At 52.2% G+C, this 14,169-nt stretch carries 17 protein-coding genes; 5 read left to right on the top strand and 12 right to left on the bottom strand.

Translation table 11 applies throughout. From position 1 onward, the window contains the following. Positions 1-2: 2 nt before the first annotated feature. Positions 3-92 (bottom strand): small membrane protein YldA, encoded by a 90-nt coding sequence (gene yldA, locus AC4IBF_RS15800; protein ID WP_271367125.1) that lies wholly within the window; start codon positions 90-92, stop codon positions 3-5. A gap of 139 nt (positions 93-231) precedes the next feature. After that, positions 232-642, bottom strand: a complete 411-nt coding sequence (gene rnk / locus AC4IBF_RS15795) for a nucleoside diphosphate kinase regulator (protein ID WP_325848754.1) — start codon at positions 640-642, stop codon at positions 232-234. 246 nt (positions 643-888) lie between these two features. Here rnk and AC4IBF_RS15790 point away from each other — a divergent pair, with 246 nt between their 5' ends. Further along, the gene (locus AC4IBF_RS15790) at positions 889-1,506 is read left to right on the top strand and encodes a flavin reductase family protein (protein ID WP_252092642.1); all 618 of its coding nucleotides are present in this window, start codon (positions 889-891) and stop codon (positions 1,504-1,506) included. On the opposite strand, the gene rna is transcribed toward AC4IBF_RS15790, so the two are convergent. Next, positions 1,500-2,273 (bottom strand): ribonuclease I, encoded by a 774-nt coding sequence (gene rna / locus AC4IBF_RS15785; protein WP_411800868.1) that lies wholly within the window; start codon positions 2,271-2,273, stop codon positions 1,500-1,502. The two genes, AC4IBF_RS15790 and rna, sit on opposite strands and share 7 nt — an antisense overlap. Before the next feature lie 130 nt (positions 2,274-2,403). Then, positions 2,404-3,771 (bottom strand): anaerobic C4-dicarboxylate transporter DcuC, encoded by a 1,368-nt coding sequence (dcuC, locus tag AC4IBF_RS15780; RefSeq protein ID WP_111964403.1) that lies wholly within the window; start codon positions 3,769-3,771, stop codon positions 2,404-2,406. Positions 3,772-4,164: 393 nt separating this feature from the next. Between dcuC and pagP the strand changes: the two genes are divergently transcribed. Together pagP and cspE are read left to right on the top strand one after the other, a co-directional pair. Beyond that, the gene (pagP, locus tag AC4IBF_RS15775; RefSeq protein WP_249429395.1) at positions 4,165-4,782 is read left to right on the top strand and encodes a lipid IV(A) palmitoyltransferase PagP; all 618 of its coding nucleotides are present in this window, start codon (positions 4,165-4,167) and stop codon (positions 4,780-4,782) included. Positions 4,783-4,972: 190 nt separating this feature from the next. Next, positions 4,973-5,182 carry a transcription antiterminator/RNA stability regulator CspE gene (gene cspE, locus AC4IBF_RS15770; RefSeq protein WP_002439184.1) on the top strand — a complete coding sequence of 70 codons (210 nt, stop codon included), beginning with the start codon at positions 4,973-4,975 and terminating at the stop codon, positions 5,180-5,182. Positions 5,183-5,401: 219 nt separating this feature from the next. Here the strand turns inward: cspE and crcB are convergent, their stop codons facing one another. Then, positions 5,402-5,785: a fluoride efflux transporter CrcB gene (crcB, locus tag AC4IBF_RS15765; RefSeq protein WP_008501029.1), complete on the bottom strand. Its 384-nt coding sequence runs from the start codon at positions 5,783-5,785 to the stop codon at positions 5,402-5,404. 67 nt (positions 5,786-5,852) lie between these two features. Here crcB and AC4IBF_RS15760 point away from each other — a divergent pair, with 67 nt between their 5' ends. Further along, positions 5,853-6,641, top strand: coding sequence for a deaminated glutathione amidase (locus AC4IBF_RS15760; RefSeq protein ID WP_133293988.1), 789 nt, complete (start codon positions 5,853-5,855; stop codon positions 6,639-6,641). 125 nt (positions 6,642-6,766) lie between these two features. Next, positions 6,767-6,970: a twin-arginine translocase subunit TatE gene (gene tatE / locus AC4IBF_RS15755; protein ID WP_023310742.1), complete on the top strand. Its 204-nt coding sequence runs from the start codon at positions 6,767-6,769 to the stop codon at positions 6,968-6,970. An 81-nt stretch (positions 6,971-7,051) separates the two neighbouring features. On the opposite strand, the gene lipA is transcribed toward tatE, so the two are convergent. The 7 genes from lipA to mrdB form a co-directional block, all read right to left on the bottom strand. Next, on the bottom strand, positions 7,052-8,017 hold the full coding sequence (gene lipA, locus AC4IBF_RS15750; RefSeq protein ID WP_028019480.1) for a lipoyl synthase: 966 nt from the start codon (positions 8,015-8,017) through the stop codon (positions 7,052-7,054). Positions 8,018-8,224: 207 nt separating this feature from the next. Beyond that, entirely contained in the window at positions 8,225-9,178 is a 954-nt protein-coding gene (locus AC4IBF_RS15745; protein WP_115874489.1) for a YbeF family transcriptional regulator, read from the bottom strand. 291 nt (positions 9,179-9,469) lie between these two features. After that, positions 9,470-10,111, bottom strand: a complete 642-nt coding sequence (gene lipB, locus AC4IBF_RS15740) for a lipoyl(octanoyl) transferase LipB (RefSeq protein WP_111964398.1) — start codon at positions 10,109-10,111, stop codon at positions 9,470-9,472. A 94-nt stretch (positions 10,112-10,205) separates the two neighbouring features. Beyond that, positions 10,206-10,469 (bottom strand): DUF493 family protein YbeD, encoded by a 264-nt coding sequence (gene ybeD / locus AC4IBF_RS15735; protein ID WP_006177135.1) that lies wholly within the window; start codon positions 10,467-10,469, stop codon positions 10,206-10,208. Between the two features lie 106 nt (positions 10,470-10,575). After that, positions 10,576-11,787, bottom strand: coding sequence for a D-alanyl-D-alanine carboxypeptidase DacA (gene dacA / locus AC4IBF_RS15730; RefSeq protein ID WP_032638844.1), 1,212 nt, complete (start codon positions 11,785-11,787; stop codon positions 10,576-10,578). Between the two features lie 139 nt (positions 11,788-11,926). Then, on the bottom strand, positions 11,927-13,039 hold the full coding sequence (rlpA, locus tag AC4IBF_RS15725; protein ID WP_111964397.1) for an endolytic peptidoglycan transglycosylase RlpA: 1,113 nt from the start codon (positions 13,037-13,039) through the stop codon (positions 11,927-11,929). A 16-nt stretch (positions 13,040-13,055) separates the two neighbouring features. Then, positions 13,056-14,168, bottom strand: coding sequence for a peptidoglycan glycosyltransferase MrdB (gene mrdB / locus AC4IBF_RS15720; protein WP_023310746.1), 1,113 nt, complete (start codon positions 14,166-14,168; stop codon positions 13,056-13,058). Position 14,169: the final 1 nt, after the last annotated feature.

The following is a 14,169-nucleotide window of genomic DNA, read 5'->3' as shown; positions in this document are numbered from 1 at the left end:
GCTTAACTGTGGCGTTCAAGATAAAGCACGGCCGCGACGATAATCGCCACAATAATGAGAAAAATAAGTGTGATAGCCAGTATCTCACTCATGACCGTCCCCGCGGCACCAAAACAGATTAAGCCTGGGTTAAGGGTCTTTTGCGCGATATAAGAAAATGGGGTGAATTTACGGAAAGAGGATGCGGCTGCATCCTCTGTGCAAAGCGGGTGGGCGCTTGTTCAGAAGTGTTTAACGCAGGTAATCGCCCGCAGCTTCTGGCTGGTAGAGCAACGCCAGTACTTCCAGATGGGCAGAGGCGCCGCCCGGCAATTCCCAGTGGATCGTATCCCCCGTACGCAGCCCCAGCAGTGCGGCACCCACAGGGGCCAGAACAGAAAGCTGTCTGCTGCTGTCGGTCATCTGAGCCGGATAAACCAGCGTACGGGTCAACTCTTCACCGGTGGTCAGGTTGCGGAATTTCACCTGGCTGTTCATAGTGACCACGTCATGCGGCATCGTCTCAGGCGTGCACATCTGTGCCCGGTCGAGCTCCTCATTAAGGGCGTCGGCCACGGGGAGCGAGGCGAAATCCGCTTTTTCCAGCAGTCTGTCGATACGTTCTGCGTCGAGCTCATTGATGATAATGGTAGGTCTGGACATTTTTTACTCCATGTCGTTAATGCTGCGTCTAACGCAGAAACTGATCCAAAAGAAAACCCTCGCCGTCTGGCAGCGAGGGTTTAACTCTCCCGATGATACTGGCTGAGCGCGCAAGTTTGAAGTGATGAAGGTCACATTCATGGCCCATATGAATTTTCGCTGAAATTTATTCAGTCTTCATTCCCGGCGGAATACGTTACGCTGAGTGTCCTGAATCCGGGCGTTGCCCGCCAACGAGAGAGCGCTATGTACTTCTATCAACCGTCCCAGGGGCACGGCCTGCCGCATGACCCGCTAAACGCCATTATTGGTCCACGTCCGATTGGCTGGATCTCCTCCTGCGATAAGGCCGGTCAGCTCAATCTCGCGCCGTATAGCTTCTTTAACTGCTTTAACTATCGCCCGCCGATCATCGGCTTTTCCAGCAACGGCTGGAAGGACAGCGTGCGTAATATTACCGAAACAAAGGAATTTGTCTGGAACCTGGCAACGCGCGATCTCGCGCACGCGATGAATCAAACCTCTGCAGTGCTTCCGCACGATCGGGATGAATTTAGCTTTGCCGGGCTCACGCCAGCGGCAAGTCAACTGGTTAACGCGCCCCGCGTCGCAGAAAGCCCGGTGAACTTTGAGTGCCGCCTGTCGCAGTGCATTCAGCTTACCGGTGCCGACGGCACACCGGTCGATACCTGGCTGGTGTTGGGGGAGGTGGTCGGTATCCATATTGCCGAAACGCTGCTGGAAGAGGGGATATACCAGACGGCAAAAGCGCAGCCCATCCTGCGTGCAGGTGGGCCGACGGCGTATTATGGCATCAGTGACGAAAACCGGTTTGATATGGTGCGCCCGACTGTGGGTCAGTAACCTGCTTTATCAATCACGAATTGATTTCCGCAGTTACCTGGATGTGGCTGCGGCGCAAATGACGCTGCAGAAAGCGGGTTATTGATAGTGTCAGCCTTCAGCGAAATCTGCATCTCGGTCAGATACGCCGGGTTGCCGTTGCATGTCAGCTTGATCGCTTTGATGTTCTCCCTGCCCCAGCTTTTGGCAACGGCACTGTCAAAGTCGCTGCGATTGACGGGTTTTCCGTAGTTATCGGCAAGGAATTTACCGACCGCACTGTTTTTAACTTCCTGGTTCATTCGCACCATCGTGCCGAAATAGGCATCCGGATCGAAACCAAAGCAGACGCCATGTTTGGCGTATTCGTAGCGTTCCAGGCAGGAATTACCGCCTGCACCCGGCATCACGTCGTTGAGCTTTGCGGCAGCGGAAAGCGACAGCCCGGTTTCGGCGGCATCGCATTTGCGGCTGGCCTTCACTTCCGGCATGTTCGGAATGGGGCGCGTGGCGCAGCCAAAACGCATCCATCGACGCTCATCTACCCCGCGTGCGGCGATGGATTTTGGCAGGCCGGGCCATAGTCCGTGAACGGTCAGAAAATCGGCTTTATTATCACGCTCTTTTTGCAGGCGACATTCGTCAGGTTCATTGCGGTTGCGTTCGACCATGCTCTGGCAAAACCCGGTTTGCCAGGACAGAGCCAACACATAGCGATCGAAATCGCCGTACTGTGTTGCCTTCAGCGGTTCCGCCTGTGCGGAGAAGATACAGAGAGCAAGCGCCATTGCGCCAGACGGGACGACGATATCCTTCCTGAACATATGATTTCCTGATCGAATGAGCACGATTAATTTCTGGAAGTTATTAAAGCACAAAAAGCGCCCGCAGGCGCTTTTTGGATATCAGTAATTTAGCTTAGGCCGCGCCGGGAACCAGCACTTCCGTGGCGATAATCACGATAATCAGACCAACCAAAACGGGTACTGAGGTGCGCTTGACGACTTCAAATGGCGAGATTTTCGCCATTCCGGCAACGGCAACGACCACGCCCGACACCGGCGAAATGGTACGGCCCAGGTTTGACGCCTGCAGCATGGGAATGGAGAGATAGGCCGGGTTAATGCCGGAGGAGTGAGCCAGTTTCGGGATCATCTCAACGAAAGCGTAGAAAGGGGCATTACCGGAACCGGTGGTCATCGCCGCCAGCATGGTTAGCACCACCAGAACCAGCATCAGGATAATACTGGCCGAGCCGAACGAGGTGGCGATAGAGATCAGGCTCTGGATAAAGCCGATTGTGCTCAGACCCTGGGCAAAAACGCCCGCTGCAACCAGCAGCATCACCACGCCAGCAAAGGCATCCGCCATACCGCGATACGCTACTTCCAGACCCGAGAAGACTTTTTGCGTGTTAAAACCGCGCACAAACTCCAGCGCGGCGGCCAGCAGCATACAGATAACCAGAATGGTGATGATGTGCAGCTGTGGACCCCATTTGCCGTCAAAAATCAGCACTCCGACGATCGGAGTGAACGGCAGAATGGCATAGAGCGCGGGAGCGGTGGTGGTGATTTCACTCACATCCATCATTTCATGGCTGATGTTTTCTTTCTTGTCGAGATAGCGTTGCCAGAAGAAATGCGCGATCCCCATGCCCACTATGGCAACGATTGAGATCGGTAACGTGGTTTTAAAGGCGAAGTCGATGAGTGACATCTCCGCCGCCTTTGCCGCCAGCACAACGTCGCCGGATGTTGGGGAGAGAATAATGGCTGCCGGAGACGCACAAATTGCCGCGGCCGCGCCACGGCTAATGCCCACGTTCACCATAACCGGGAACAGCGTGGCCATCAGCAGTACGCCAAGTCCGGTAGCCGACGAAACGGCCAGCGACATCAGGCAGGCGAGGAAATAGGCCGCGACCATCAGCAGATATGGCGAATTGATGTATTGCAGAGGTTTGGAGGCTAGCTTAACGACCATATCGTTAGCGCCGATGTGGGTCATATAGGCCGCAAAACCACACAGCATCATGATCATCATGCCCAGATCGCCGCCGCGGCTCATGAGCAATATTTTAATGTATTCAACAATATCTGTAGCGCTGTAACCGGTGCTGGTCGCGCTGGCAGGTAACACCTGATGCCCCATTATTGCGCTGATAATCAGCAGTGTTAAACCGCCAACAAATAATACGCCCGTGGCCGAGTAGCCTTTAATGATGTAGCGTGCGACGCCGACAATGACGACGACTCCAATAAGGAGTTCGAATAGCGTAAGCATGATTTCCCCTGTATCTCTGCTGCAATGGAGCACAAAAAATCAATAAAAAAAAGAAGGATGAAAATGTGCCGAATAATTGGCCTGTTCTTGCTGATTAAAATCAATAAACAGACGACTAGAGAACAGAACAACCGTGTTTTTGCCATGGTTCATACATTTATGTCATGAGGCCCTTGACCGTCAGAAATAGTGCAACATGTCCCAATAATGATAACAAATTGTTAATGCTTTGTGTGGTTTTGCATGTCGCTGATTAAGAAGGTTAAAGTATAAGCCCATACTCCGAATGGGTTTATTTGAGCGTGCTGCATGCTTTCTTTAAGAATATTCCCGGAAAGAGGCCGAATAATTAGGAATAACGCCGATGTCGTTAAGACTTGATTCAACTACTTTATGGTAAACTTTGCTTCGAATACTAAGAATGGTAATTGCATTGTGATCGTACGTAATACATTTTTCTCTATTTTGTTGTTTATTTTTGGGCAGTTAACGTTTTCTTCTGTTGCACAGGCAGAAGGCAAAGAGGCGGATAAAGGCTGGTTCTCAACCTTTACGGATAATGTTTCCCAGACATGGACTGCACCTGAACATTATGATCTCTATGTTCCGGCAATAACGTGGCATGCGCGGTTTGCTTATGACAAAGAGAAAACCGATAAATACAACGAGCGTCCATGGGGTGCGGGTTTTGGTCAGTCGCGCTGGGATGAAAAGGGAAACTGGCATGGCATCTATCTGATGGCCTTCAAAGACTCGTTTAATAAATGGGAGCCTATTGGGGGTTATGGTTGGGAGAAAACCTGGCGCCCGCTAGCGGACGAAAACTTCCACGTCGGTTTGGGCTATACCGCCGGGGTCACTGCACGTGACAACTGGAACTACATCCCGATCCCAGTGCTGCTGCCGTTGGCCTCTATTGGCTATGGCCCCGCAACGTTCCAGATGACCTACATTCCGGGTACGTACAACAACGGTAACGTTTACTTCGCCTGGATGCGTTTTCAGTTTTAACTGACAAAACGTTACATGCTGGTGAAAAAACGTGCAGACGTTGATTCATAAGCGATAAAAATCTGTCAGTGAAAATTAACGCGACTTTAGTCACTTTTTATCAAAGAACCGCTGGACAAAAGGTCTCACAATTGATGTACTGATAACCGACACAGCATTTGTGTCGTTTTTTAATGTAAAGGTAATTTTGATGTCTAAGATTAAAGGTAACGTTAAGTGGTTTAATGAGTCCAAAGGATTCGGTTTCATTACTCCTGAAGATGGCAGCAAAGACGTGTTCGTACACTTCTCTGCAATCCAGTCTAATGGTTTCAAAACTCTGGCTGAAGGTCAGCGTGTAGAGTTCGAAATCACTAACGGTGCCAAAGGCCCTTCTGCTGCTAACGTAATCGCTCTGTAATTCAGACGCGTCAGCAAGAATTTCAAAACCCGCTCAACGAGCGGGTTTTTTTCGTGTTGAATCAGCCAAGCAGATACATTTTCAGGAAGCTGGCAACGATCAGCACGCTCAATAACACCATTCCTGCGCTCATCAGACTCTGTTTCATTCTGTCACCCTCGTTCAGTACTGCATTCAGAGTGACAGAGAAAAATTAAGCCAACATTAACGGTTCGGCTGTTAATGCGCGCTTGCGGAAGAAAATAGCCAAAATGCGATCCCAGTCATCGCAAAAGAGCCGAGCATATTGATCGCCATATTCATCAGCGCCCAGCCGATACGGCCTTCCTGAAAGAGAAAAACTGTCTCCGCAGAAAAGGTTGAGAAGGTGGTCAAACCGCCGCAAAATCCGGTGGTAATCAATACCTTCCACATTGGGTCGATATGCGTCATTCGGTTAAACCAGGCCAGCCCCATGCCAATGATAAAAGCACCAATCAGGTTAGCGGCAAGCGTCCCCATGGGAATCGCCTGATGCAGGGGATTAAACCGCATACTCAGAAACCACCGCGCAACGCTACCCGTTCCCCCACCAATAAAAACGGCTAAAAGTAGTTGTAACACGCTAAATACCTGCTATTTGATGTGTAAGAGAAGCGAGTTTAACGCCGTTTATGATAAGGGGACAAATATGTATGTTGCGGTAGGGCAGTTTGTGGTCACGCCTGAGTGGCATAAAAATGCGCTCACGTGCGTCAACCTGATGAAGCAGGCCGGGCAGAAAGGGGCGTCGCTGCTGGTTCTCCCCGAGGCGCTGCTGGCCAGGGATGATAATGACCCGGATTTATCCGTGAAGTCCGCGCAGCCGCTGGACGGCGAATTTTTACAACATTTGCTCGCCCAGAGCGCGGGCAATACGATGACGACAATCTTAACGATCCATGTTCCCTCCACGCAGGGCCGTGCAGTGAATACGCTGGTGGCGATTCGTGACGGGGCCATAGTCGCACATTACGCCAAGCTTCATCTCTATGACGCGTTCAGCATCCAGGAGTCGAGGCTCGTTGACCCCGGAGACAATATCCCACCGCTGCTGGAGATTGACGGATTCAGGATCGGGCTGATGACCTGCTATGACCTGCGTTTTCCCGAGCTGGCGCTGCATCTGGCGCTGCAGGGTGCGGACATGCTGGTGCTGCCTGCCGCGTGGGTCAAAGGGCCGTTAAAAGAGCACCACTGGGCAACGTTGCTTGCGGCACGCGCGCTGGATACCACCTGCTATGTCGTTGCCGCAGGAGAATGTGGCACGAAAAACATCGGGCAAAGCAGGGTGGTTGATCCGCTGGGGGTGACGATAGCCGCCGCCGCTGAAGCCCCGGACCTGCTGGTTGCGGAGATAAAACCAGAGAGAATTGCGCTTGCGCGTCAGCAATTACCCGTTCTTCTTAATCGTCGGTTTGCGCCACCGCAATTATTGTGATGTTTTTTTCAACAATGCTTGATTCACCTTGTTACAGATTGCTATTGTGTGCACGCGCTAAATGACCGTTAATACAATCAGGTTTTGGCGCTGAATGCAGCCTGTTATAAGTAAAGAAGGTATCTATGGGTGAGATTAGTATTACCAAACTGCTGGTGGTTGCCGCACTGGTCGTCCTGCTGTTTGGTACCAAGAAGTTACGCACGCTGGGTGGTGACCTGGGGGCTGCCATCAAAGGCTTTAAGAAAGCGATGAACGATGATGATGCAGCGGCGAAGAAAAGCGCCGAGGATGACGTCCCGGCAGATAAGCTTTCTCACAAAGAGTGACAGCATCGCCCAAGGGCTTGCGAAAAAAAACCGGCTCATGTGGCCGGTTTTTTCGTATTACTGTAAATGAATATTACAGCATTATTTCACTTCTTCGCCTTTAGCCTGCATATCGGCATGGTATGAAGAGCGAACAAATGGGCCGCATGCTGCGTGGGTGAAGCCCATCGCCATCGCTTCGGCTTTCATTTCATCGAACTCGTCCGGGCTCACGTAGCGCTGTACCGGCAGGTGGTGACGGCTTGGCTGGAGATACTGTCCCAGGGTCAACATGGTCACACCGTGGCGGCGAAGATCGCGCATCACCTCGATGATTTCGTCGTTAGTTTCACCCAGACCCACCATCAGACCAGACTTAGTCGGAATATGTGGATGCGCTTCTTTGAAACGCTCCAGCAGTTTCAGAGACCAGTTATAGTCAGCACCCGGGCGTACCTGACGGTAGATACGCGGCACGTTCTCCAGATTGTGGTTAAACACATCTGGCGGCGTAGCGGTGAGGATATCCAGCGCGCGGTCCATACGGCCACGGAAGTCAGGCACCAGCGTCTCGATTTTGATGTTTGGACTTTTCTCGCGAATGGCCGTAATACAGTCGGCGAAGTGCTGAGCACCACCGTCACGCAGGTCGTCACGGTCAACCGACGTGATAACCACATAACGCAGCGCCATGTCGGCGATGGTCTGCGCCAGTTTCTGGGGTTCGTTAGCATCAGGCGCGACTGGACGGCCATGAGCAACATCGCAGAACGGGCAGCGGCGGGTACAGATAGCACCCAGAATCATAAACGTCGCGGTACCGTGATTGAAACATTCAGCAAGGTTCGGGCAAGAGGCTTCTTCACAAACGGAGTGAAGGCCATTCTTGCGCATCGCCGCTTTGATCCCCTGGATACGCGAAGAGTCGGCCGGAAGTTTGATTTTCATCCATTCCGGTTTTCTTAACAGCGCCTCGCGCTCTGTAGCCACGTTTTTAACCGGGATAAGGGCCATTTTATCGGCATCGCGGTATTTAACACCGCGTTCCATCACAATGGGTTTACTCATAGCGTGCGTGTTCCAGTTGCGAATATCGAAGGAAAGCGTTTCATTTCAAGGGAATGTTGTATTTATCAACTATTTTTGAACGAACGACAGGCAGTATATCATTGAAACGGTCGTTAAAGCAGCCTGCCAGATCGCCAATTTGTAAAATAGTTGTTGTTTTGTGCCTTTTGCCCTGCGGGTTGCAGGGACTTGTGCTGGCTAAACCTGTCAGAAGGCCTGACGGATAATGCGGATGACGTTTTCCAGGACCGGATCGCGCAAACTCAGCTTGTTATAATGAAGTGAAATCTCGATAGATTCCGCATTAAGCTGGCTGAGCGGAATGCTTTCCAGCGGCCAGCATTTTCGTAGCAGACTGTACAGGCGTGATGGCATAACGCACAGCATGTCGCTGCTACCGATCAGGGATGCGGTGGTAAACATATTGTAGCTGCTGAAGCTGATCTGTCGTTCAGGGAAAATTTCATCAATGCGCTGACGAAGTGCATGGTTAGACTGCCCTTCGGTCATGAAAGACGAATGGTCGTAGTTGCGAAGGTTTTCGATGGTCAACGGCTCGCTAAGAGCAGGATGCTGCTGGCGGCAAACCAGCACCAGATTATCTGCATAGAGCACATTTTGACCGAGCGCTCTGGCACTGAAGCTGCCGCTTTCTATAATCAGGTCCGTCTGGAACTGGGCAAGTTGAATGTCAGGTTCATTGAGAGGCACATTGCGAAGCAGGAGCTGCGGAGCATGCTCTTTCACGGCCTGAAAGATCGCAGGCATGACCAGTACACCCACAGAAGGGGAACAGCCGATGGTGATGGTTCTTTGCTTATCATAGCTCCCGGTTAAATCCAGTGCGCCCAGAATCGACTCCAGACCCTGGCTGATATACTCATGCAGATGCGTGGCGTAAGCCGTCGGCGTTACCCCCTGGCCCTTACGGATAAATAACGGGTCAGGAAATATAGCGCGCAGCTTTTGGATTGACTGGCTTATTGCTGAAGGCGTGAGATTAAGAATTTTCGCAGCGTTAACGATACCCTTATGGACATATACTGCCTCAAAAATAGTCAATAAATTGAGATCAATATTACGTAAAGTCCGAAAAATTTGCGGCTTGTCTTCGCCACCAGGTTCATTCAGTCGTTTGGCTGGTAAATTATTATACTCCACGCTTTCACTCCGTATACATTCACAATATGAATGATAGTTGAATTTATTTATTATGCTTGTAGAGATTCGTAAAGTGTTGGTTTTGTTTCACTTGTTTATCAAAAGCAAACACTTGTGTGATAATTGCTCACGTTACTTATGCCGTGTTTGCCGTACTTGCTGGAGGCTAAATAATATGTAGCGGTAATATTCGGGCGCTTCGAAAATATAGAATCTGTGGAATATTGTAAAGCGCAAAAACGGTAAATAAACGGTGGCCCGCCAAATTAGCGAGCCATGTTGTATGATATATTAAGCAGCGATATATTCGTGTGGGGGATTGTTAAGTAGTGCTAAAACATTCTTCAAAAGCACGGGACGAATACTGTCTGGCGTAGCGGTTTCAACCCACTGACGCACTTGCGTCATTTCCATGCCGGCGTAGCCGCAGGGGTTTATGCGCTGGAAAGGGGCGAGATCCATATTAATGTTCAATGCCAGGCCGTGGAACGAACAGCCTTTACGAATACGCAGCCCCAGAGAGCAGATTTTCATTTCCCCAACGTACACCCCAGGCGCATCGGCTCGCGGATGCGCATCAATACCATATTCCGCCAGCGTGTTGACGACAGTTTGTTCCAGTAAGGTAACCAGTTCGCGGACGCCCAGCTTTCTGCGCTTCAGGTTGAGCAGGACGTACATCACCTGCTGCCCGGGTCCATGGTAAGTGACCTGACCGCCGCGATCGCTCTGAATAACCGGGATATCTCCCGTCATTAACAAATGTTCTGCTTTACCCGCCTGACCCTGAGTAAATACCGGCAGGTGTTCGACAAGCCAGATCTCATCCGGGGTGCTGTCATCGCGTGAATCGGTGAAGTCATGCATAGCCTGGGAGACAGGCTCATAAGGTTGCAGCCCGAGGTGACGGACCAGAATTTTATCCTGATACAAAACTGCGTCTCCGAAGACGAGGGACAAAAGGTGTGCGGGATTATATCACAGCGGGGAGAGGGGTTACCCGGCAAACCGGGTAACCGCAAAGGGGCTACAGCACCATACGAACAATTTCGATATTGCCGAGTTCTTCGTAAAGCGTTTCAACCTGCTCAATATGTGTCGCAGTGATGGTAATAGAAACCGAGTGGTAGTTGCCCTTGCTGCTTGGTTTTACTGACGGAGAGTAGTCACCGGGCGCATGGCGCTGTACCACTTCAACCACCTGATCAACCAGCTCAGGTTTCGCCAGACCCATTACTTTGTAGGTAAATGAGGTAGGGAATTCAAGCAGTTCGTTAAGTTTGGTTTTCATGTCAGCTCCGGCGTAACGTCAAAAAATAATAACTCCCACGTCAGGTGGGAGTTATCAGGATACTTAGTATATGGGGATCAAAATCACACTTTCAAGTGTTCAATTTTTAACCAAACCAGTGGTGGAACATCAATTTAATGTAATCAATGATTTTGCCGAAGAAATTGCCTTCAGGAATTTCTTGCAGGACCACCAGCGGACGCTGATCGATCGTTTTGCCATCCAGCTGGAAGTTGATCGTGCCCACAACCTGGTTTTTCTGCAGCGGGGCGTGCAGCTCGGTGCTGTTCAGTACGTAGCTGGCTTTCAGATCCTTCATACGACCACGCGGAATGGTCAGATAGAGATCTTTATCAACACCGAGTGAAGCACGGTCGTTGTCGCCGAACCAGACGGGTTCAGACGCAAACTCTTTGCCTGCTTTCAGTGGGTTCACGGTTTCGAAGAAACGGAAGCCCCAGGTCAGCAGCTTCTTGCTTTCTGTTTCACGACCTTTGAAGGTGCGGCCGCCCATCACGGCAGAGATCAGACGCATCTGACCTTCAGTGGCAGAGGCCACCAGGTTGTAGCCCGCTTTGTCGGTGTGGCCAGTTTTGATGCCGTCAACGTTCAGGCTGTTATCCCACAGCAGACCGTTACGGTTGGTCTGACGAATACCGTTGAAGGTGAACTCTTTCTCTTTATAGATAGAGTATTCATTGGGGACATCGCGGATCAGCGCCTGACCAATCAGAGCCATGTCACGCGCGGAGCTGTACTGGCCGTCTGCATCCAGGCCGTGTACGGTCTGGAAATGGCTATTTTTCAGACCCAGCGCGTTCACGTAGCTGTTCATCAGGCCCACGAAGGCGTCCTGGCTACCGGCGGCGAAATCGGCCATTGCCACGCAGGCGTCGTTACCCGACTGCAGGTTGATACCGCGAATCAGCTGGGAAACAGGAACCTGCATACCCGGCTTCAGGAACATCAGAGAGGAACCTTTGAAAACAGGGTTCCCGGTTGCCCACGCATCGTTACCGATGGTGACCAGATCCGATTCTTTGAATTTACCCGCCTTCATCGCCTGGCCGATAACGTAGCTGGTCATCATTTTGGTCAGGCTGGCCGGGTCACGGCGGGCATCGGCATTCTGTTCTGCCAGCACTTTGCCAGAGTTGTAATCGATCAGGATGTAGGATTCCGCGTCGATTTGCGGAACGCCAGGGATCATGGTCTTGATATTCAGGTCATCGGCGTGAGCTGCAGAGAGCGCAGCCGCGCAAAGGGCCGTGGTCAGCGCCATGCGCTGCACAAAACGAGCAGAAAAAGTGGTCTTCATGGTCAGAACTACGACATCCGTGATGGAATTAAAAAAAGTGCCTTACTATAGCAAATGCTATTCAGGCAGGCATCCGACTTTAAGCATGAGTTTGTGAATGCGTTTTACACAAACTGACAATTCGGATACCGCCGGTTAATTATTTTGCAACAGCGATAAATGACTGAAGCTGAGCTTCATTCTGCAAACGCTGCTGCAGGGAGGCGGCCTGCGATTTGCTGGCAAACGGCCCCATCTGAATGCGCCAGACCGCACCGTTCTGCTCAACGCGTCCTGGTACGCCAAACTGCTGGCTCAGACGCTGCTGATACTGTTTGGCCCGGGCCTGATCGCTCACTGCACCGACCTGAACCACATAGCTGCCGCTGGCTGCTGTTGGAGCCGCCACCGCCGCACTTTGCGTGGCCGCGGGCGCCGTTACGGGAGCCGGCTGGGTTGCTGGCGCGGCAACGGGAGCAGGGGCTGGAGTAGGCTCACTGCCTTCCAGCACGCCCGAGGCTAAGGTCGTTGGGGCGCCAAGAAAACCGCTACTCTTTACCGGCGCGCCGGTAGAATCTTCGCTTTGCAGCGTATCATTACTGATCGGGCGGATTTCTCCCCCCGGCTGAGCAGGCTCTGCCGGAGACGAGACGCTTCCCATTCCGCCGTCAAGATTTGGGCGGTCAGGAAGGGCATAGGTCTGTTTTGCGACCGTCGTACACGCGGTTCCCGGCCCGGAGAGCGAACCATCCTGCGCGACGATAATCGGGTCAATACGGACCTTGGTGTTGTTCGAGGTGTTCAGGCGATCGGCAGACGCGCGCGACAGGGAAATCACCCGGTCATTCCCGTACGGGCCGCGGTCGTTGATGCGCACGACGATCATACGGCCGTTCGCCAGGTTGGTGATACGGGCGTAGCTCGGGATAGGCAGCGTCGGATGTGCTGCCGTCAGCTGCATTGGGTCGAACGCTTCCCCGGATGCCGTCAGGTTACTGCCTGGCTCGGCATCATAAATGGCGGCAAAGCCCGCCTGACTGAAACGGGAAGGGTCCTGAACAATTTTATAGCTTTTGCCGTCGCGCTCGTAATCCTGATTGGCACTGGCATTCAGCGGTTCATAAACGGGATCGGCACCGCTGATTTCAACGATCGGGCCATTACACACCGCAGGCTGCGGCGGCGCGACGGTTGCCTGTTGCTGACCATCATCACTTGTGCAGGCCGCAAGTAAACTTGCCGCAATGCAGATCCCCAGCCACTGCTTACGCATTCCGATCCCCTTATTTTTATACGCTTTTTGACAACATTTTTCTGTGGGTATGGATCGACATCACGATACCAAACCCGGCCATCAACACGATCAGTGCCGAGCCTCCGTAACTCACCAGCGGCAGCGGTACGCCTACCACCGGCAGAATACCACTCACCATACCAATATTTACGAAGACATAAACGAATAAAATCAGCATCAACCCGCCAGCCATGACGCGACCAAAGGTGGTTTGCGCGCGTGCTGCAATCCACAATCCACGCATGATCAGCAGTACATAAAGCGCCAGCAATATTAAGATGCCAACCAGTCCCAGTTCTTCCGCCAGTACGGCAAAGATAAAGTCGGTGTGGCGTTCCGGTAAAAATTCCAGCTGAGACTGCGTGCCGTGCAGCCAGCCTTTACCGCGCAGCCCGCCGGAGCCAATCGCAATCTTTGACTGAATAATATGATAGCCCGCGCCCAGCGGATCGGTTTCCGGATCGAGCAGCATCATAACGCGCTGGCGCTGGTAGTCATGCATCAGGAAGAACCACAGGATAGGAATGAAAGCCGCAATCAGCACCACCGCGATACCAATCAGGCGCCAGCTCAGTCCCGACAGGAACAGGACAAACAGGCCGGAGAGGGCAATAAGGATTGAGGTCCCCAGGTCAGGCTGTGCCGCAACCAGCAGCGTTGGCAGGAAAATCAGCACCAGCGCGATAGCGGTATTCTTCAGAGACGGCGGACAGACGTCGCGGTTGATAAAGCGTGCCACCATCAGTGGAACGGCGATTTTGGCAATTTCAGAGGGCTGGAAGCGGACAACGCCCAGATCCAGCCAGCGCTGCGCCCCTTTTGAAATGGCGCCAAACGCATCGACCGCAACCAGCAGAATAATACAGAAGATGTAGAGATAGGGCGCCCAGCCTTCGTAGACGCGCGGCGGGATCTGCGCCATCACCACCATGATAATTAGACCCATGGCGATCTGGCCGATTTTGCGCTCCATCATCCCGATGTCCTGGCCGCTGGCGCTCCAGATAACCAGCGCGCTGTAAACCAGCAGAGCCAGCAGGATCAGCAGCATGGCTGGGTCGATGTGGATTTTGTCCCACAGCGATTTTTTATTTGGATTATCCGTCATG

The organism is Enterobacter sp. Taxon_8 (assembly GCF_058354585.1).
The sequence above is the reverse complement of the archived record's forward strand: the minus strand, read 5'-3'. Positions and strand labels throughout refer to the sequence as shown.